Raw genomic sequence first — 16,765 nt, 5'->3', positions numbered from 1 at the left:
CGGCTGGCGGCTGGCGGCTGGCGGCCTCCTCACATGACCCCGGCGCGCAGTAGATCATGCATGTTCAGTGCGCCGACGGGTCGGCCGGTGTCGTCGATGACCAGCAGCGCGTTAATGGATCGGGACTCCATGAGGCGCAGTGCCTCGGCGGCGAGGGCGTCGGCCTTGATCGTGATGCAGTTGCGGGTCAGAACGGTGTCGATCGCGGTGCGATGGACATCGATCCCGCGGTCGAGCGCGCGTCGCAGGTCGCCGTCGGTGAAGATTCCGGCAAGGCGGCCCTCGTCGTCGACCACGGCGCTCATGCCCAAGCCCTTGCGTGACATCTCTTCCAGGGTCTCGCGCAAGGTCGTGCCCAACGGGACCGACGGCAATTGCTCGTCGTGATGCATCACCTCCCCGACATGCAGCAGCAGCCGCCGTCCCAGACTGCCGGCCGGATGGGAGCGGGCGAAGTCCTCGGCGGTGAAGCCGCGGCTCTCGAGCAGCGCGATGGCCAGCGCATCGCCCATCACCAGGGTTGCTGTGGTGCTCGAGGTCGGGGCGAGGCCGAGCGGACAGGCCTCGCTGGCGACGCTCACGTCGAGATGGACGTCGCCCTCGCGCGCCAAGGTCGATTTGGGCTTGCCGGTCATGCTGATCAGCGGTACGCCGAGCCGCTTGAGTAGAGGCAGCAGCATCAGCAGCTCGGCCGTTTCGCCCGAGTTGGACAGGGCCAGGACCACGTCGCGGGGCGTGATCATACCGAGGTCGCCGTGGCTGGCCTCGCCCGGATGCACGAAGAAGGCGGGGCTGCCCGTGCTCGCCAGGGTCGCCGCGATCTTGCCGCCGATGTGGCCGGACTTGCCCATCCCGAGCACGACGATGCGGCCCTCGCAGGCCAGCATGTAGCGGCACGCGGCCACGAAGTCGTCGTCGATCCGCTCGGCCAGGGCCGTGACCGCGCCGGCCTCGGTCTCGATGACGGCGCGCCCGAGCGCCTTGATCTTGGCCGATTCGCCAAGCTCGAGCTCAACCGGCGGGCTGCCGAGTCTGCGTCGATCTGTCATGCTGCTCCGAGGTTTCCCATCGCGCCGTTTCGCGCATCGGCAATGGCGCAATGCAAAATACACCAACGAGCGCCCCGGTGTCCCGCCGGGCGATCCCGGCATTGCGCCGGCCCGGCGTCGCATTGAAGGGCCTCTCTACCGGAAAATACGATCCAATCGGAGCCACGTCGAGACCATGAGTCGCATTCTCCCCGTTAGAACCGGATGGGATCCGTCGCCCGGCGACGCCGACTTCTATCCCGACGACCTCCCCGAGGATTGGCGATTGACCTATTTCGCCAACGCGCTCGACGCCGTAGCGCTCGACGCCGATGTCTGGGGACAGGCCGATGCCGGGCGCATCGCGCAATGGTGCCGCGATGTGCCGGCATCCTTCGCATTCTATCTCCGCCATGACCCCGGCGCAGTTGCGGTCTCGGCGTCTGCCCAGGTTCAAACGCTTCTCGGCGAGCGTTTCGGCGGCTGGATCCTATGCCCGGATCAAGGCGGCGAAGACGACCTTCCCGAGGCCGCCTACGTGCTGCTCGGATCCGTGTCGGCCGCAGCGTGGTCGCGCGCATCGGCCCTTGCGTGCGCGGTGCCCGCGGGGCTCGAGACCGACCTGCGCGCGGCACGCCGCTGGCTGGAAGGGCTCGCCGCAGCTGCGCAAGGGCGACCGACGCTAGCCATGATGGGTGCCGCGCGATTCGAAAACGTGCGCCGCTGGCGGTCACTCGTGGAGTTGCTCGGTTTGGGTTGAGGATCCGGCGGTTGGTGCTCCGGCGGTTGACGCTCCGGGGCAAGCCCGCCAGAATGGCGTGTTTTCCACCCGCGCCGACAGCGATACGATCTATGGGAAGTCGACGCCCCCGAGCGACGCGCCCCGCCGCAGTCTCCGCGATCGGCTCCTCCGAGCCCGCGGCTAAGCCCGATGCTGCACGCCCCGGTCCTTCGCCGGAGAAGCGCTCGCGCCCCGGCGGCGAGGTCTTGGTGAAGATCCGCGGGCTGTGCTTTCGACGCGGCTCGCAGGTCGTGCTCCACCGGGTCGACATGGATATCCGGCGCGGCGCAGTGACCGCCGTCATGGGGCCGAGCGGCACGGGCAAAACGACCCTGCTCAAGCTGATCACCGGGCAGCTGCGCCCGGACGCCGGCAGTATCGAGGTCGACGGCGAGCCCGTTCACACCCTTGGAAAATCGGCGTTGTTCCGGCTGCGTCGGCGGATGGGAATGCTGTTTCAAAGCGGCGCCCTGCTGACCGACCTGAATGTCTTCGACAACGTCGCCTATCCGCTGCGCGAGCATACGGACCTGAATCCATCGATGCTGCGCAAGCTCGTGCTGTTGAAGCTCGAGGCGGTCGGTCTGCGCGGCGCACGTGACCTGATGCCGAGCGAGCTCTCGGGCGGGATGGCTCGTCGCGTGGCCCTGGCACGCGCGATTGCGCTGGATCCCGACATGATCCTCTACGACGAGCCCTTCACGGGCCAAGATCCCATCTCAAAAGGCATGTTGGTGACCCTGATCCGACAGCTCAACGACGCCGCGGGCCTGACGAGCATTTTGGTGTCACACGACGTGGACGAGACGGCGAGCATCGCCGACCACATTTACGTGATCTCCCACGGGGAGATCATCGCGCAGGGAACGCCGCAGGAGATTGCCGCGGACCGCTCGGCCTGGGTGCGTCAGTTCATGGACGGCTTGCCGGACGGACCTGTGCATTTCCACTATCCGGCACTGCCGTTGGCGGACGATCTGCTGCCGCGGGGTGTCGCCCGATGATTCTGGAGGGCTTGGCGCGGCTGGGACGCAGCGGCCTGGGTTCGCTCGAGCGAATCGGTCGTGCGCATCTGCTACTCGCCGGCATGGTGCTGGGCATCGGCGAGATCCTGCGACGCCCGGGTCTGCTGATTGCGCAGCTCTTCAATATCGGCGTGCTCTCGATGCTGATCATCGGGGTGTCCGGGTTGTTTGTCGGCATGGTGCTGGGTCTGCAGGGTTATTACGTGCTTGCCCAGTTCGGGGCAGCGGAGAGCCTCGGCGTCATGGTCGCGGCCTCGTTGGTGCGAGAGCTCGGCCCGGTGGTCACGGCCCTTCTGGTGGCCGGGCGTGCCGGCTCTGCCCTGACCGCCGAGATCGGCTTGATGAAGGCAACCGAGCAGCTCTCGGGTCTGGAGATGATGGCGGTCGATCCGGTGCGCCGCATCCTGACTCCGCGCTTTTTCGGCGGCGTGCTCGCAATGCCGCTGCTCGCGGCCATGTTCAGTGCGGTCGGTGTGCTCGGCGGCTATTTCGTCGGTGTCGGTCTACTCGGCGTGGATTCGGGATCCTTCTGGAGTCAGATGCAGTCAAAGGTCGACTTCCACGAGGATATCGTCAACGGCGTGATCAAAAGCGTCGTTTTCGGGGTCGTGGTGACCTGGATCGCGCTCTTTCAGGGGCATGACTCGGTTCCGACGTCCGAGGGCGTGAGCCGGGCGACGACCCGCTCCGTGGTCCACGCCGCACTCGCAGTGCTGGGACTCGATTTCGTTTTGACGGCCTTGATGTTCGGGGAATGACAGGTATGGGAAAACAACGCGGCATCGAGATCTTGGTCGGCCTCTTTATGGCGGTGGGCTTCGTGGCCCTGTTCTTCCTGGCGATGCAGGTCAGCAATTTGAGCGCGGCGGTCAACAGCGACGGCTATCGCTTGACGGCGCGTTTCGCCAACGTCGGCAGCCTCAAGGCGAGGTCGCCGGTGAGCATGGCCGGTGTGCGCGTCGGGCGTGTCGAGGCCGTGAGTTTCGACAAAGACACCTACGAGGCGGTGGTGACCATGCGCATCGATGCGGCCACGGATACCATCCCGGACGACACCTTCGCGAACATCTTCACCGCCGGTCTGCTCGGTGAGCAGTACATCGCCCTCGAGCCGGGCGGGAGCATGAAGTATTTGCGCGACGGCGACGAGATCGCCCACACCCAGTCGGCCCTGATCCTGGAGCAGATGATCGGACAATTCCTATTCAGTAAAGCCGGAGGTGACTAATGCCGTACCGACGTTCCTTCTTTCTTCTTTTTGCCCTGCTCGGAGTTCTCTGGACGAGTGCGTCTTTCGCCTATGCCGACGACGCGACGGCCCTGGTCAAGCGGACCACCGAGAACATGCTCAAGACGCTCGAAGCGCGTCGCTCGGAGGTCGACCGCGATCCTTCGCTGATCTTCGGGATGATCGAGAGCGGGGTCGCCCCGCATTTCGATTTCGAGCGCATCACGCAAGGCGCGGTCGGTCAGTCCTGGCGCGATGCGACACCGGCGCAGCAGCGCGCACTGATCAACGGCTTCAAGCAGGTCCTAATCCGGACCTATGCGCGCTCGATCCTGAGCTACTCGGGCGAAGAGATCCGCTACCTGCCGATCAAGCCGGGTCGCCAGCCCTCCACCGTCACCGTCTCCACCGAGATCCTCTCGCCCGGTGCCGCGCCGATCCCGGTGGACTATCGGATGCACAACAACGCCGGAGGCTGGAAGGTCTACGACGTGGTTATCAACAACGCCAGCCTGGTCGGGAACTACCGCACGAGCTTCTCCAACGAGATCCGCCAAGGCGGGATCGACGGTCTGATCGCCAAGCTCGGCGAGATGAACACCCGGACGCGCGAATGAAGGAGGCGCGTCTGACGCCCCTCGGCGAGGGGCGTTACTCTCTCGACGGCGTGCTGGACTTCTCGACGGTCAACCGTGTCGCCGTGGGCGGGGTCGCCTTGTTCAAAAGGGATGCCTTGGTCGATATCGACCTCGCCGGCGTGGAGTCCGCGAACAGCGCAGGGCTCGCCCTCTTGTTGGAATGGCTGGACGTCGCCCGCGCGCGCGGCGCCCGTCTGACCTATCGGAACCTGCCGGATTCGCTGGTGCGGATCGCTGCCGTGTCGAACCTCGCCGCACTCTTGCCTATGGAAACCGCCATCGGTCGCTGAAGCTCCCGTGTCAAGGAGTGTCGTTGCCCGGATGTCGACGCGCCTGCGCGGTCCCGCCGTCGATCACATCAACCCAACCTTTTCCGGGCCTTCATCTCCTAAGAAACGGTTCAAAGTCCGGAGCGAGAGGCTCACTTTCAAGTGAATTCGACGTTTTGTGTCTTCATCGCTTTTGGCGGGGGCGCGGTTTAAAATGATATATTTTTTAATATCTTAGGCCGCGCCAACTCCGGCGGTCGTCAAATCTGCCGGGGCCGACCCCATCCAAAAACATCGCATACCGCTCCGGGCGCGGTTTAAGGTCTTCATGGATAAGCTTCTCATCACTGGCGGTACCCCGTTGCAGGGTCAGGTTCGGGCATCCGGCGCGAAGAACGCCGCCTTGCCGATCCTCGCCGCTACCCTCCTGGCCGATGCGCCGGTGACGCTCGGCAACATCCCGCGTCTGCGCGACATCAGGACGACCCTGGATCTGCTCGGGCGCATGGGTGCCTCCTTGTCGCTCCAAGACGGCTGTCGGGTCGAGGTGCAGCCCCGCGAGCTGACCAGCTTCGCCGCGCCCTACGAGCTCGTGAAGACGATGCGTGCCTCGATCCTGGTGCTCGGGCCGCTGATCGCGCGCTACGGTCAGGCGGATGTCTCCTTGCCCGGCGGCTGTGCGATCGGTGCGCGGCCGGTCAACCTGCATATCGACGGGCTGCGCGCCATGGGCGCGGAGATCCACGTCGAGAGCGGCTACATCCGTGCGCGTGCGCAACGTCTGCACGGCGCGCGTCTGGTGATGGAGATGGTCTCGGTCACGGGCACCGAGAATCTGCTCATGGCCGCGACACTGGCGAAGGGCGAGACGGTGATCGAGAACGCCGCGCGCGAGCCCGAGGTGATCGATCTCGCCGATTTCCTGATCGCCTTGGGTGCGCGGATCGAGGGCGCCGGAACCGACCGGATTTATGTGCAGGGCGTGGACCGCCTCGGCGGCGGCAGCTATGAGGTGATGCCCGATCGGATCGAGACCGGGACCTTCCTGGTCGGTGCGGCCATGACCGGCGGCTGTGTCACGGTCACCCACACCCGGCCGGATTGTCTGGATGCCGTGCTCCAGAAGCTGCGCGAGGCCGGCGCCGAGATCGAGGTCGGCACGGATTCGATCCGCCTCGACATGCAGGGCAGGCGCCCCCGCGCCGTCGACATCCACACGGCCCCGCATCCCGCCTTTCCGACCGACATGCAGGCCCAGTTCTGCGCCTTGAACAGCATCGCCGAAGGGGTCGGGACCATCACCGAGACCATCTTCGAGAACCGTTTCATGCACGTGCTCGAGCTACAGCGCATGGGAGCCGACATACGCATCGAGGGCAATGTCGCGATCTGTCGAGGTGTCGAGCGTCTGACCGCCGCGCCCGTCATGGCCACGGATCTGCGCGCATCCGCCGGTCTGGTGCTGGCCGGGCTGGTCGCCTCGGGCGAGACGCTGATCGACCGCATCTATCACCTCGACCGCGGTTATGACAACATCGAGGCAAAGCTCTCGGACCTGGGTGCGGCGATTCGCCGGATCCCGGGCGCCGGCACAGGTACGAGCCGATAGGGGCTATTCGCAGCCAACAGGACAGCGACATCATGAGTCTCGACACGCCGCTTACCATCGCGCTCTCCAAGGGCCGGATCTTCGACGAGACCCTGCCGCTCCTGGCGCATGCCGGGATCGCGCCGGTCGACGACCCCGAGACCAGCCGCAAGCTGATCCTCGAGACCAACATGGCGCACGTGCGCTTTCTCATCATCCGCGCGAGCGACGTGCCGACCTATGTCCAATACGGCGCCGCGGATCTGGGCGTCTCGGGCAAGGATGTGCTGCTCGAGCACGGGGGCGAGGGTCTCTACGAGCCGCTCGACCTCGGCATCGCGCGCTGTCGTCTGATGGTCGCCGGTCTGCCGGACGTGGCGGCACCGACGACGCGGCGGCTGCGCATCGCGACCAAGTACGTCAAAAGCGCCGAGCGCTACTATGCCTCCAAGGGCGAGCAGGTCGAGATCATCAAGCTCTACGGCTCGATGGAGCTGGCTCCCCTGGTCCATCTGTCCGATCGCATCGTCGATCTGGTGGAGAGCGGCAACACCCTGAAGGCCAACGGGCTCGTTCCGCTCGAGCACATCGCCGACATCAGCTCGCGCCTGGTGGTCAACAAGGCCTCCTGGAAGATGAAACATGCCGCGGTGACGTCCTTGCTGGACGCGCTGCGCGAGGCCGTCGCCGGCCGATCGACACCGACACAAACGGCCCAGGCGCGCGGGCCGGGGAGCTGAGCATCCATGAACGCCATGAGACGTCTCTCGACGACCGACCCTGACTTCCATGCCGACTTGGACGGCCTGCTCGCCTGGGATTCGGTCTCGGACGACCGGGTCCAACAGACGGTCGCCGACATCATCCGCGACCTGCGCGCGCGCGGCGATGCCGCGCTGCTCGACTACACGACGCGCTTCGACCGTTGGATACCCGCCTGCGCCGCCGATCTGGAGATCCCGCGGGCGCGATTGGAAGCGGCCTGGGGACGCATCCCGGCGGCGCAGCGCGAGGCCCTGCAGACGGCCGCCGCGCGGATCCGCGCCTATGCCGAGCACCAAAGACTCGAGAGCTGGAGCTACACCGAGGCCGACGGGACCCTGCTGGGGCAGCAGGTCACGCCCCTGGATCGCGTCGGGCTGTACGTGCCCGGCGGCAAGGCGGCCTATCCCTCCTCGGTCCTGATGAACGCCGTCCCGGCCAAGGTCGCCGGTGTCGGCGAGCTCATCATGGTGGTGCCCACACCCGACGGGGAGCTCAACGAGCTGGTCCTGGCCGCGGCCCATGTCGCCGGAACGGATCGCGCCTTCGCCGTCGGCGGAGCGCAGGCGGTCGCCGCACTCGCCTTCGGAACCGAGACCATCCCGGGTGTCGACAAGATCGTCGGACCCGGCAACATCTATGTCGCCACGGCCAAACGGGCGGTCTTCGGGCAGGTCGGCATTGACATGGTCGCTGGTCCCTCCGAGATCCTGGTCGTCTGCGACGGCGGGACGGATCCGGACTGGATCGCCATGGATCTCTTCTCGCAGGCCGAGCACGACGAGGACGCCCAATCCATCCTGGTGAGCTGGGATGCCGACTTCCTGAATCGGGTCGCCGCGAGTATCGAACGGCTGCTCCCGAGCATGGAGCGCGAGACCATCATCGCGACCGCCCTGCGCGGGCGCGGGGCCATGATCCAGGCACGCGACCTGGAGGATGCCATCGCCGTCGCCAACCGGATCGCGCCCGAGCACCTGGAGCTGTCTGTGGAGGACCCTCAGGCCATCGTGGGTCGGATCCGCCACGCCGGCGCCATCTTCATGGGGCGCTACACCGCCGAGGCGGTCGGCGACTATTGCGCCGGCCCCAACCATGTCTTGCCGACCTCGCGTACGGCGCGGTTTTCGTCCCCGCTGGGGGTCTACGACTTCCAGAAGCGATCCAGCCTCATCATGGCCTCGGCCGCCGGTGCGGCACAGTTGGCGAAGACCGCTTCTGTTTTGGCCAGAGGAGAGGGGCTCACCGCACATGCACGCTCGGCGGAATATCGCGGCGAGGCGCAGTCGCCGGTCGAGCCCAGGTTATCCTAAACCGCGTCCAGAGCGAGATGCTCATGCATGACCTGATCAGCCAGCTCATTCGTCCCGATATCCGTGCACTGACGGCCTACCACGTCCCGGATCCGGCGGGACTGGTGAAGCTCGATGCCATGGAGAACCCCTACGGTTGGCCCGAGGCACTCAAGGCCGAGTGGCTCGAGGTCCTGCATGAGCTCTCTCTGAACCGCTATCCGGATCCGCGGGGTACGGCAGTCCAGGTGGCCTTGCGCGAGGCGATGGGCATCCCGCCGGACATGGGGTTGCTCCTGGGCAACGGCTCCGACGAGCTTATCCAGATGCTCGCCATCGCCGTCGCGCAGCCCGGACGCAAGGTCCTGTCGCTCGATCCGGGCTTCGTCATGTACCGCATGATCGCCCGCTTCGCCGGTATGGACTATGTCGGTGTGCCCCTGCGCTCGGACGACTTCTCGATCGATCTGCCGGCGACGCTCGACGCCATCGAGCGCGAGCAGCCGGCATTGGTTTATCTGGCCTATCCGAACAACCCGACCGGCAATCGCTTCGATGCCGACGACATGGTGCGCATCATCGAGGCGGCGCCCGGCCTGGTCATCGTCGACGAGGCCTATGCGCCCTTCACGGATTGCAGTTTCCTGGGGCTCCTCGGCGACTGGCAGAACCTCTTGGTCATGCGCACCGTCTCGAAGATGGGGCTGGCCGGGATCCGGCTGGGGTATCTGGTCGGTCCGCCGGACTGGCTCGAGCAGATCGACAAGGTGCGCCTGCCGTACAACATCAATGTCTTGACCCAGGCATCCGCGGCCTTTGCGCTGAAGCATAAACCGCTCCTCGACGAGCAGGCACGGATGATTCGAGCGGAACGTCAACGTCTACAGACCGCGCTCTCGACCCTGAACGGCGTCCACGCCTATCCGAGCGAGGCCAATTTCATCTTGTTGCGTGTCGGCGAGGATCGCTCCGACGCCATCTTCAACGGGCTGAAGGATCAGGGTATCTTGATCAAGAACCTCAACGGCGCGCACCCCATGCTGGATGAGTGTCTGCGGGTGACGGTCGGTCGGGCCGAGGAGAACGCTGCCTTTCTGAGTGCTCTGACTCGGGTTTTGTAGCCTGACGGAGCAGGCGGCGCAGCATCCCGAACGGGACAAAATCGATGACGCTGAAGACCCAACCGCAGTATGGATTCGAGGACTACCTCGCCGCCGAGCGTGCGGGTCGCGACGTCAAGCATGAGTATGTGAACGGCGAGGTGTTCGCCATGACGGGCGCCTCCTTCAATCACAACCTGATCGTGCTCAATCTAGGAAGCGAGCTGCGCGCCCGGCTCAAGGGCAGACCCTGTCACGTGCTGCCGAGCGACATGCGGGTTCGCATCGAGTCGGCGAACGCCGCAAAATACCCCGATCTGACGGCGCTCTGCGAAGCGCCTCGTTTCCACGACGATCGACATGATGTGCTGCTGAACCCGGCGCTGATCGTCGAGGTTCTGTCCGCATCGACCGAAGCCTACGATCGCGGCGGCAAGTTCGCGACCTACCGCCGACTGCCGAGCCTCGAAGAATACGTCCTGGTCAGCCAGGATCATCCGCTGGTCGAGGTTTTTTCCCGCCAGCCGGACGGCCGTTGGGTGCTGAGCGAGACCGAAGGTCTCGATGCGGAGGTGGTGTTTGACTCTCTCGGGTGCCGGGTCGCGATGCGGGAGATCTACGATAAGGTGGATGTCGAGCAGGGGAACGATCGAGGCGACTGACCGGGGCGGTCGCACCCGGATCAACGCTCCCGTGAGTCTGGATCGGCCTTCCTTTCTACGGTGCCGTGTCCGTGATTCGAATCGGATCGCCCGGACTGAGCCCCAACTCCGCGGCGCGCCCCGCGCGCAGCTCGAGCACCTGATCGACCGCTTGCTTGAAGGGACCGTAGCTCGGGCAGGACGCCTCGAGGCAGGGCGGGACCTGCTCTGCCAATGCCACGACCCGACCTTCGTACATGAAGACGAGGTCGAGCGCGACCGGGACGTTCTTCATCCACATCCGGATCGGGCGCGAGGGATCGGCGGGGAACAGCATCCCGCGATCGTCCGCAAGTGCCGGTCTGAACATGAGCCCCAGTGCGCGCTCCTGCGGCGTGCGCGCGACCTCCAGCACGATGGTTTCCGAGCCCACCTCGGCCTTGGCCGAGATCGGCAGGTATTGGGGCTCGCTCGCAGGCGTATCCCCGAGTGCGAGCGTCATGGAGAGCCAAAGCGCCGCAGCGGCGGCCGGGAGGGCGAGATGGAGATTGCTCGGTCGGGCGATCATGGGTTCATCCGGTCGCGTGATGTCAAGGATCACCTATCGTTGAATGGTTAAACCGCGCCCGGCGCAGTATGCGATGTTTTCGGATGGGATCGACCCCGGCAGACTTGACGAACGCTGGAGTCGGCGCGGTTTAAGATATTAAAAATATTCAAATTTAAACCGCGTCCCCGCTAAGGGCCGTGGATGCAAGATAACGTCGAGCTCACACGAGAATTTAGCATCTCCCTCCGGACGCGGTTTAAATGTACAAAGGTCGCTCTCTCGGTTCCATCATCGCGGGGTCGCTGCTCATGCTTGCCAGCCTCAATCCATCCATCGCGGACACGGGTCTGATCGACGATTTCACCCGCGCGGACGGTCTCTCCGCGCTGGGTACCCCCTGGCGAGCCGTGACCGACCAGGTCATGGGCGGGCGCTCGGAGGGGGCCATCACGCGGCGTGTCCTCGACGGGCGGCAGGCGCTCTGTCTCGCCGGCGAGGTCAGCCTCGCGAACAACGGCGGATTCGTGCAGGCGATGCTGGATCTGACCCCGCCGGGCGCTCCCGACAACGCGTTGGATGCGAGCGCGTTCGACGGGGTTCGGCTCTTGGTGCACGGCAACCGCGAGGTCTACAACCTCCATCTGAAATCCACTGCAACCCTTTTGCCCTGGCAGTCCTATCGCGCCACCTTTGTCGCCGGACCCGAGTGGCGCGAGGTGCATCTTCCTTTCGAGTCCTTCGAGCCGCATCGTCTGGTCCAGCGGCTCGATACCCGTCGACTGACCAAGCTCGGGATCCTCGGTATTGGTCGTGTGTTTCACGCCGATGTCTGTGTCGCCGAGGTCGGCTTCTATCGTGAGATGGATGGATCCCGACGACCGGCCTCGGCAAGTCCGTCTCGGTGAGTCGGTTCCGAAACCCAAGCATTCTCGGGTAGAGGCCGCGGTAACGGCGGGATCTTCACGCTCGGCGTCTCGTGTCGCGCGATTAGAACGAGGATCAGGAACGCGGGCATCACGAACGACAAGAGGCGCAGCGGCGAGCCCTCCGGGGCGCCGAGCATCAGGATCCCCGGACCGACGGCCAAGAGGCCGGCGATCGTCATGAGTCCGAGCGTGCGTCTCGCCAGCGCGGACCAGCGCTGCCGCAGCCAGGTGCGGTGAAATTGCGCGGGCGGCGCGCCGAGCGTTACGACAAGATGCCCCAGGGTTCGTGCGAGCTTGGCTTCGACACCCGGCGTGCGTGCCGGCTCGGCAGCCGGGATGCGCAGATGGGCGCGCCAACCCCCGTCGAACGGACGTAAGGACCGCCAGGCCCACCCCAAGACCGACAGCAGATCCCCCGGCGGACGGAACGTCCGCTGCGGGGTCGGAAGGAGCCGGATCTCGGCAGGCATCCCATGCCCGACCCGTGCGTCGAGCTCGACCGCGATCCCGTCGAGGTCCGTGGAGGCAAACAGGAAGACGAGACGGGTCGTCCCGGGCGAGCCGCCATCCGCACCCGGGTCGGTCTCGACACGATAGCTGCAGGCCACGCAAACGCCGCCGAGCGTCGGGAATTGACGCCTCGGATCCACCGCATCGACCCGCTCGATCAGGACCTTCGGGTCCGGCCCGTCGCTGCGCAGGGTCGCGACTCGGCCTGCCGCGTCGGTCAGTGTCCGGATCAGGCGGAAATGTTGTCTACCCGGGTTTTCAAGGACGAGGGTCTCGGTCAGCGCGTCCGGACCATCCTGCGTGCCAGGGTGCTCGGTCGGTCTAAAGAGGATACGGCGCGCCAGTCGGTCGCTCCCCGCAAGCTCGACATGTCGCCCGCGGCGCGTGAAGGGCTCCGCAAGGGCCAGGATCTCATGATGCGTGAGCGGGATTCGCGGCTGACGCCGGGCGTCCGCGGTGTGCCCGGACTTGCGGGGCTTGTCCCGCTTGAGCCACGGCGGCCAAAGCGGACGCATCGGCTTCGGCGCGTACATGCTAAACCGCGTCCCGAGCGAGCCTTGATCTCGCGTGTGAAATGGCCGTCTGGCGGACCCCGAAAGATCCGAGTCGGACGCGGTTTAGAACAAAAGAAAATAGAGACTTAAACCGCGTCGACTGCGTCGTTTGTTGGTTCGCGCGAGGCGTACGGACCTGCGCAGCGCGTTTCATGTTGCACCGAGACGCGGTTTAACCCTTCATGGACGAGAAGAACTCGTCGTTGGTCTTGGTCGCCTTGAGCTTGTCGTGCAGGAATTCCATCGCGGCCAGCTCGTCCATCGGGTGCAGGATCTTGCGCAGGATCCACATCTTCTGCAATTCGGCGGGGTTCATCAGCAACTCTTCGCGGCGCGTCCCGGAGCGGTTGATGTTGATGGCCGGAAAGATGCGGCGCTCGGCGATGCGGCGATCCATGTGGATCTCCATGTTGCCCGTGCCCTTGAACTCCTCGTAGATGACGTCGTCCATGCGCGAGCCGGTGTCCACGAGCGCGGTGGCCAGGATGGTCAGGCTGCCGCCTTCCTCGACGTTGCGCGCGGCACCGAAGAAGCGCTTGGGACGCTGCAATGCGTTGGCGTCGACACCGCCGGTCAGGACCTTGCCCGAGGAGGGGACGACGGTGTTATAGGCGCGAGCGAGACGGGTGATGGAATCGAGCAGGATGACCACGTCGCGCTTGTGCTCGACCAGACGCTTGGCCTTCTCGATGACCATCTCGGCGACCTGCACATGGCGTGTCGCGGGCTCGTCGAAGGTGGAGGAGATGACCTCGCCGCGAACCGAGCGGGCCATCTCGGTGACCTCTTCCGGGCGCTCGTCGATCAGCAGTACGATCAGGTAGCAATCCGGGTGATTGTGGCCGATCGATTGGGCGATGTTCTGCAGCATCATGGTCTTGCCCGCCTTTGGCGGCGAGACGATGAGTCCGCGCTGGCCCTTGCCGATGGGGGCCACAAGATCGATGGTGCGCGCGGTGATGTCCTCGGTGCTGCCGTTGCCGATCTCGAGGGTGAGTCGTTTGTTGGCGAACAGCGGGGTGAAGTTCTCGAACAGGATCTTCGACTTGGCGTTTTCCGGCCGGTCGAAGTTGATGTCGTTGACCTTGAGCAGCGCGAAATAGCGTTCGCCGTCCTTGGGTGGACGAATCTTTCCGGAGATGGTATCGCCGGTGCGCAACGCGAAGCGGCGGATCTGGCTCGGGGAGACATAGATGTCGTCCGGCCCGGCCAGATAGGAGGCGTCGGCCGACCGCAGGAATCCGAAACCGTCGGTGAGGATCTCCAGCACCCCGTCACCGTAGATGTCCTCGCCGCGTTTGGCCTGCGCCTTGAGGATGGCGAAAATCAGGTCCTGTTTGCGCGACCGCCCGACGCCTTCGATCTCCATCGACTGGGCCAGTGCGACCAGCTCGGGTACGGGCGCTTTCTTTAATTCGGTTAGGTTCATCACATTTTTTGTCGTCGGCGGAGGTGAGGGGGTGTTCGGCAACGCCCCGGGGCAGGGCCCGTGTTGCGGGGGAACGCGGTTGGGGGTGGTCGCTTTACGGGGACGGGGCGCCTTGGCGGCGGCCCCTCGGGAGTGTCGATCGGTGGCCATGATTGCCGGTATCGGATCCGGTCCGCGGGGGCGGCCGGGAGATTGAACCGGATACCGTTGCCGGTGGCCTTTAAAGATTGCTGTCGATGAAAGCCGTCAATTGAGACTTGGACACCGCGCCGACCTTAGTTGCTTCGACCTCGCCTTGACGGAACAGCATCAGGGTCGGGATGCCGCGAATACCGTAACGTGGCGGGGTGTTGGGGTTCTCGTCGATGTTGAGCTTCGCGACCTTGATGCGGCCGGCGTACTCCCCGGCGATCTCGTCGAGCACTGGTGCGATCATCTTGCAGGGTCCGCACCAGTCGGCCCAGTAGTCCACGAGCACGGGTTCGAGGGATTTCAAAACCTCGTCTTCGAATGAATCATCGGTCACATGGACGATGCTATCGCTCACTGAAGTGATCTCCCATAGGGTGGTTGCGGCACGGGCGGTTGTTTCGATATCACGTTCGGCGGATGACGGCGGAGCGGGGTCGCTGGGGCGCGGCGCGAACGGATCGAGGAGCAGGCGGGCGAATTGGCGTTGGAATGTGCCCTTGAGTAAGATGCTATTTGATCCAAAGCGAAGAGAATTTGCAAGCCTTGCCAATCCGCGAGGCGCGTAGCTCCAGGGACTCCCCACGGCATGACCGACAAACACCTCACTCAGACCCGCTTCGACAGCTTCGCGCTCGATCAACGGATCATCGACGGACTCGACGAAGCGGGTTTTACCCGCTGTACCCCGATCCAGGAACAAACCCTGCCGATCGCACTGTCGGGACGGGACGTCGCCGGTCAGGCCCAGACCGGTACGGGCAAGACCGCCGCCTTCCTGATCGTCCTGATGCAACGCTTGCTGACCAATCCCGCGCCCGCCACGGCACAGATCGCGCGTCCGCGGGCGCTGATCCTCGCCCCGACCCGCGAGCTCGCCGTTCAGATCCATCGGGATACGGAGCTGCTGGCCAAGCACACGGGGCTGCGCATCGCCGTGGTTTACGGCGGCGCGGGCTACCAGGAGCAGCGCGACCAGGTCGCCGGCGGCGTCGATATCCTCATCGGCACGCCCGGGCGCCTGATCGACTATTTCAAGCAAAAGGTCTTCGATCTGCAGGCGATCGAGGCGGTGGTGCTCGACGAGGCCGACCGCATGTTCGACCTCGGATTCATCAAGGATATCCGCTTCCTCCTCCGGCGCATGCCGCCGCCGGAGAGCCGTCAGGGGCTCCTCTTCTCGGCGACACTCTCCTATCGCGTCACCGAGCTTGCCTACGAGCACATGAACCACCCGCAGCTCGTGAAGATCGAGACCGAGACCATCACGGCCGATCGCGTGCGCCAATGCTGCTACATGACCTCCAACGAGGAGAAGATCGCCTTGCTGCTCGGCCTGGTCCGCGGCTGGGACGATGCGCGCATCATGGTCTTCGTCAACACCAAACGCGAGGCCGATCGCGTCTGGGGTTTCCTCCAGGGCAACGGCATCAACACCGCGGTGCTCTCCGGGGACGTACCCCAGAAGAAACGCCTGAAGCTCTTAAAGGACTTCACCGAGGGCAAGCTTCCCGTGCTGGTCGGCACCGACGTGGCCGCGCGCGGGCTGCACATCCCGGACGTGACCCATGTGGTGAACTACGACCTGCCCGAGGATCCGGAGGACTATGTCCACCGCATCGGGCGGACCGCGCGTGCCGGTGCCGCCGGGGACGCGATCGGCTTCGTCTGCGAGACCTATGCCTTCTGTCTGCCGGACATCGAGGCCTTCATCGGTGCGAAGATCCCCGTCGAGCCGGTCGATCCGGCGCTGCTTGCCGAGGTGAATCCGCGCAGCCGGATGCGTCCGGATCGCGAGGATCGGTGCGAGGCGCGGCCTGCTCGTACGCCCCGCGGCGGGAGTGGCGGCGGGGGCGGAGCCGGTGCCGGGCGCGGCGAGCGCCGTCCGCGCGCGGGCGGGGAGCGTCGGTCGCCATCCGGGTCGTTATCCGGGTCGCCATCCGGGTCGCCATCCGGGTCGCCATCCCGGCCGAGGGCTCAGTCTGCGGAGACTCCGGCCGAGACCCCTGTCGCGGCACCCCGGAGACAGCCCGAGATCGCCGCGCTGACCGACCCGTCGGCGGTGTCCTCGGGCCCGGCAAGGGGTGCTCCTCACGCGGATTCCGGAACCTCGGAGACCTCGACGGTAGAGTCGAAGAAGCGCCGCCGGCGCCGCTCCAAGAAGCCGGACGCGGAGGGCGCGAATCCGCAGACAAACTCTCCTGTGCCCGAGCCGGTCGATTGAGCAACGAAGCCGCGCTCTGCGCCCCCTGCGT

General features: G+C 65.4%; 18 protein-coding genes. 13 read left to right on the top strand and 5 right to left on the bottom strand.

Annotated features, from left to right (window positions below):
* Positions 1-29: 29 nt before the first annotated feature.
* On the bottom strand, positions 30-1,049 hold the full coding sequence (locus BLV04_RS12295; protein WP_093032244.1) for a KpsF/GutQ family sugar-phosphate isomerase: 1,020 nt from the start codon (positions 1,047-1,049) through the stop codon (positions 30-32).
* Between the two features lie 175 nt (positions 1,050-1,224).
* On the opposite strand from BLV04_RS12295, the gene BLV04_RS24440 reads away from it, so the two are divergent.
* The 11 genes from BLV04_RS24440 (at position 1,225) to BLV04_RS12240 (ending at position 10,373) form a co-directional block, all read left to right on the top strand.
* Positions 1,225-1,788 carry a DUF72 domain-containing protein gene (locus BLV04_RS24440; protein ID WP_175534610.1) on the top strand — a complete coding sequence of 188 codons (564 nt, stop codon included), beginning with the start codon at positions 1,225-1,227 and terminating at the stop codon, positions 1,786-1,788.
* A gap of 92 nt (positions 1,789-1,880) precedes the next feature.
* Complete coding sequence (locus BLV04_RS12285; protein ID WP_093032238.1) at positions 1,881-2,813, top strand: ABC transporter ATP-binding protein; 933 nt, start codon at positions 1,881-1,883, stop codon at positions 2,811-2,813.
* Positions 2,810-3,592 carry a lipid asymmetry maintenance ABC transporter permease subunit MlaE gene (gene mlaE, locus BLV04_RS12280; protein WP_093032235.1) on the top strand — a complete coding sequence of 261 codons (783 nt, stop codon included), beginning with the start codon at positions 2,810-2,812 and terminating at the stop codon, positions 3,590-3,592. Before BLV04_RS12285 ends, mlaE begins: the two co-directional genes overlap by 4 nt.
* A 5-nt stretch (positions 3,593-3,597) precedes the next feature.
* A complete protein-coding gene (gene mlaD, locus BLV04_RS12275) occupies positions 3,598-4,062 on the top strand; it encodes an outer membrane lipid asymmetry maintenance protein MlaD (protein WP_093032232.1) in 465 nt (154 codons plus the stop codon).
* Positions 4,062-4,679 (top strand): MlaC/ttg2D family ABC transporter substrate-binding protein, encoded by a 618-nt coding sequence (locus BLV04_RS12270; protein WP_093032229.1) that lies wholly within the window; start codon positions 4,062-4,064, stop codon positions 4,677-4,679. Before mlaD ends, BLV04_RS12270 begins: the two co-directional genes overlap by 1 nt.
* Positions 4,676-4,990 carry an STAS domain-containing protein gene (locus BLV04_RS12265; protein ID WP_093032226.1) on the top strand — a complete coding sequence of 105 codons (315 nt, stop codon included), beginning with the start codon at positions 4,676-4,678 and terminating at the stop codon, positions 4,988-4,990. Before BLV04_RS12270 ends, BLV04_RS12265 begins: the two co-directional genes overlap by 4 nt.
* Before the next feature lie 307 nt (positions 4,991-5,297).
* A complete protein-coding gene (gene murA / locus BLV04_RS12260; protein ID WP_093032223.1) occupies positions 5,298-6,578 on the top strand; it encodes a UDP-N-acetylglucosamine 1-carboxyvinyltransferase in 1,281 nt (426 codons plus the stop codon).
* 32 nt (positions 6,579-6,610) lie between these two features.
* Positions 6,611-7,297 carry an ATP phosphoribosyltransferase gene (gene hisG / locus BLV04_RS12255; RefSeq protein WP_093032220.1) on the top strand — a complete coding sequence of 229 codons (687 nt, stop codon included), beginning with the start codon at positions 6,611-6,613 and terminating at the stop codon, positions 7,295-7,297.
* Positions 7,298-7,303: 6 nt separating this feature from the next.
* Positions 7,304-8,632 carry a histidinol dehydrogenase gene (gene hisD, locus BLV04_RS12250; RefSeq protein ID WP_093032217.1) on the top strand — a complete coding sequence of 443 codons (1,329 nt, stop codon included), beginning with the start codon at positions 7,304-7,306 and terminating at the stop codon, positions 8,630-8,632.
* A 23-nt stretch (positions 8,633-8,655) separates the two neighbouring features.
* On the top strand, positions 8,656-9,732 hold the full coding sequence (hisC, locus tag BLV04_RS12245; protein ID WP_093032214.1) for a histidinol-phosphate transaminase: 1,077 nt from the start codon (positions 8,656-8,658) through the stop codon (positions 9,730-9,732).
* Between the two features lie 44 nt (positions 9,733-9,776).
* The gene (locus BLV04_RS12240) at positions 9,777-10,373 is read left to right on the top strand and encodes a Uma2 family endonuclease (protein WP_093032211.1); all 597 of its coding nucleotides are present in this window, start codon (positions 9,777-9,779) and stop codon (positions 10,371-10,373) included.
* Positions 10,374-10,428: 55 nt separating this feature from the next.
* On the opposite strand, the gene BLV04_RS12235 is transcribed toward BLV04_RS12240, so the two are convergent.
* The gene (locus BLV04_RS12235; RefSeq protein ID WP_093032207.1) at positions 10,429-10,920 is read right to left on the bottom strand and encodes a DUF192 domain-containing protein; all 492 of its coding nucleotides are present in this window, start codon (positions 10,918-10,920) and stop codon (positions 10,429-10,431) included.
* 242 nt (positions 10,921-11,162) lie between these two features.
* Here BLV04_RS12235 and BLV04_RS12230 point away from each other — a divergent pair, with 242 nt between their 5' ends.
* Entirely contained in the window at positions 11,163-11,807 is a 645-nt protein-coding gene (locus BLV04_RS12230; protein WP_245731864.1) for a CIA30 family protein, read from the top strand.
* Here the strand turns inward: BLV04_RS12230 and BLV04_RS12225 are convergent.
* From BLV04_RS12225 to trxA, 3 genes are all read right to left on the bottom strand, one after another.
* Positions 11,753-12,871, bottom strand: coding sequence for a hypothetical protein (locus BLV04_RS12225; protein ID WP_093032204.1), 1,119 nt, complete (start codon positions 12,869-12,871; stop codon positions 11,753-11,755). The two genes, BLV04_RS12230 and BLV04_RS12225, sit on opposite strands and share 55 nt — an antisense overlap.
* A 193-nt stretch (positions 12,872-13,064) precedes the next feature.
* On the bottom strand, positions 13,065-14,321 hold the full coding sequence (gene rho, locus BLV04_RS12220; protein WP_007192252.1) for a transcription termination factor Rho: 1,257 nt from the start codon (positions 14,319-14,321) through the stop codon (positions 13,065-13,067).
* Between the two features lie 220 nt (positions 14,322-14,541).
* Entirely contained in the window at positions 14,542-14,868 is a 327-nt protein-coding gene (gene trxA, locus BLV04_RS12215; protein ID WP_007192251.1) for a thioredoxin TrxA, read from the bottom strand.
* Between the two features lie 231 nt (positions 14,869-15,099).
* Here trxA and BLV04_RS12210 point away from each other — a divergent pair, with 231 nt between their 5' ends.
* On the top strand, positions 15,100-16,734 hold the full coding sequence (locus tag BLV04_RS12210; protein ID WP_093032201.1) for a DEAD/DEAH box helicase: 1,635 nt from the start codon (positions 15,100-15,102) through the stop codon (positions 16,732-16,734).
* The last annotated feature ends 31 nt before the right edge of the window (positions 16,735-16,765 follow it).

This window comes from Thiocapsa roseopersicina (genome assembly GCF_900106925.1).
GTDB classification, from domain to species: Bacteria; Pseudomonadota; Gammaproteobacteria; order Chromatiales; family Chromatiaceae; genus Thiocapsa; species Thiocapsa roseopersicina.
This window is presented reverse-complemented; position numbering and strand designations above follow the sequence as displayed.

Bases quoted from the DNA above. Each gene is read 5' to 3' on its own strand.
- hisG (WP_093032220.1), top strand. From the start codon at position 6,611: ATGAGTCTCGACACGCCGCTTACCATCGCGCTCTCCAAGGGCCGGATC.
- BLV04_RS12225 (WP_093032204.1), bottom strand. From the start codon at position 12,871: ATGTACGCGCCGAAGCCGATGCGTCCGCTTTGGCCGCCGTGGCTCAAG.
- BLV04_RS12265 (WP_093032226.1), top strand. From the start codon at position 4,676: ATGAAGGAGGCGCGTCTGACGCCCCTCGGCGAGGGGCGTTACTCTCTC.
- BLV04_RS12235 (WP_093032207.1), bottom strand. From the start codon at position 10,920: ATGATCGCCCGACCGAGCAATCTCCATCTCGCCCTCCCGGCCGCCGCT.
- murA (WP_093032223.1), top strand. From the start codon at position 5,298: ATGGATAAGCTTCTCATCACTGGCGGTACCCCGTTGCAGGGTCAGGTT.
- BLV04_RS12295 (WP_093032244.1), bottom strand. From the start codon at position 1,049: ATGACAGATCGACGCAGACTCGGCAGCCCGCCGGTTGAGCTCGAGCTT.
- BLV04_RS12240 (WP_093032211.1), top strand. From the start codon at position 9,777: ATGACGCTGAAGACCCAACCGCAGTATGGATTCGAGGACTACCTCGCC.
- BLV04_RS12285 (WP_093032238.1), top strand. From the start codon at position 1,881: ATGGGAAGTCGACGCCCCCGAGCGACGCGCCCCGCCGCAGTCTCCGCG.
- BLV04_RS12210 (WP_093032201.1), top strand. From the start codon at position 15,100: ATGACCGACAAACACCTCACTCAGACCCGCTTCGACAGCTTCGCGCTC.
- hisC (WP_093032214.1), top strand. From the start codon at position 8,656: ATGCATGACCTGATCAGCCAGCTCATTCGTCCCGATATCCGTGCACTG.
- mlaD (WP_093032232.1), top strand. From the start codon at position 3,598: ATGGGAAAACAACGCGGCATCGAGATCTTGGTCGGCCTCTTTATGGCG.
- hisD (WP_093032217.1), top strand. From the start codon at position 7,304: ATGAACGCCATGAGACGTCTCTCGACGACCGACCCTGACTTCCATGCC.
- BLV04_RS24440 (WP_175534610.1), top strand. From the start codon at position 1,225: ATGAGTCGCATTCTCCCCGTTAGAACCGGATGGGATCCGTCGCCCGGC.
- mlaE (WP_093032235.1), top strand. From the start codon at position 2,810: ATGATTCTGGAGGGCTTGGCGCGGCTGGGACGCAGCGGCCTGGGTTCG.
- rho (WP_007192252.1), bottom strand. From the start codon at position 14,321: ATGAACCTAACCGAATTAAAGAAAGCGCCCGTACCCGAGCTGGTCGCA.
- BLV04_RS12230 (WP_245731864.1), top strand. From the start codon at position 11,163: ATGTACAAAGGTCGCTCTCTCGGTTCCATCATCGCGGGGTCGCTGCTC.
- BLV04_RS12270 (WP_093032229.1), top strand. From the start codon at position 4,062: ATGCCGTACCGACGTTCCTTCTTTCTTCTTTTTGCCCTGCTCGGAGTT.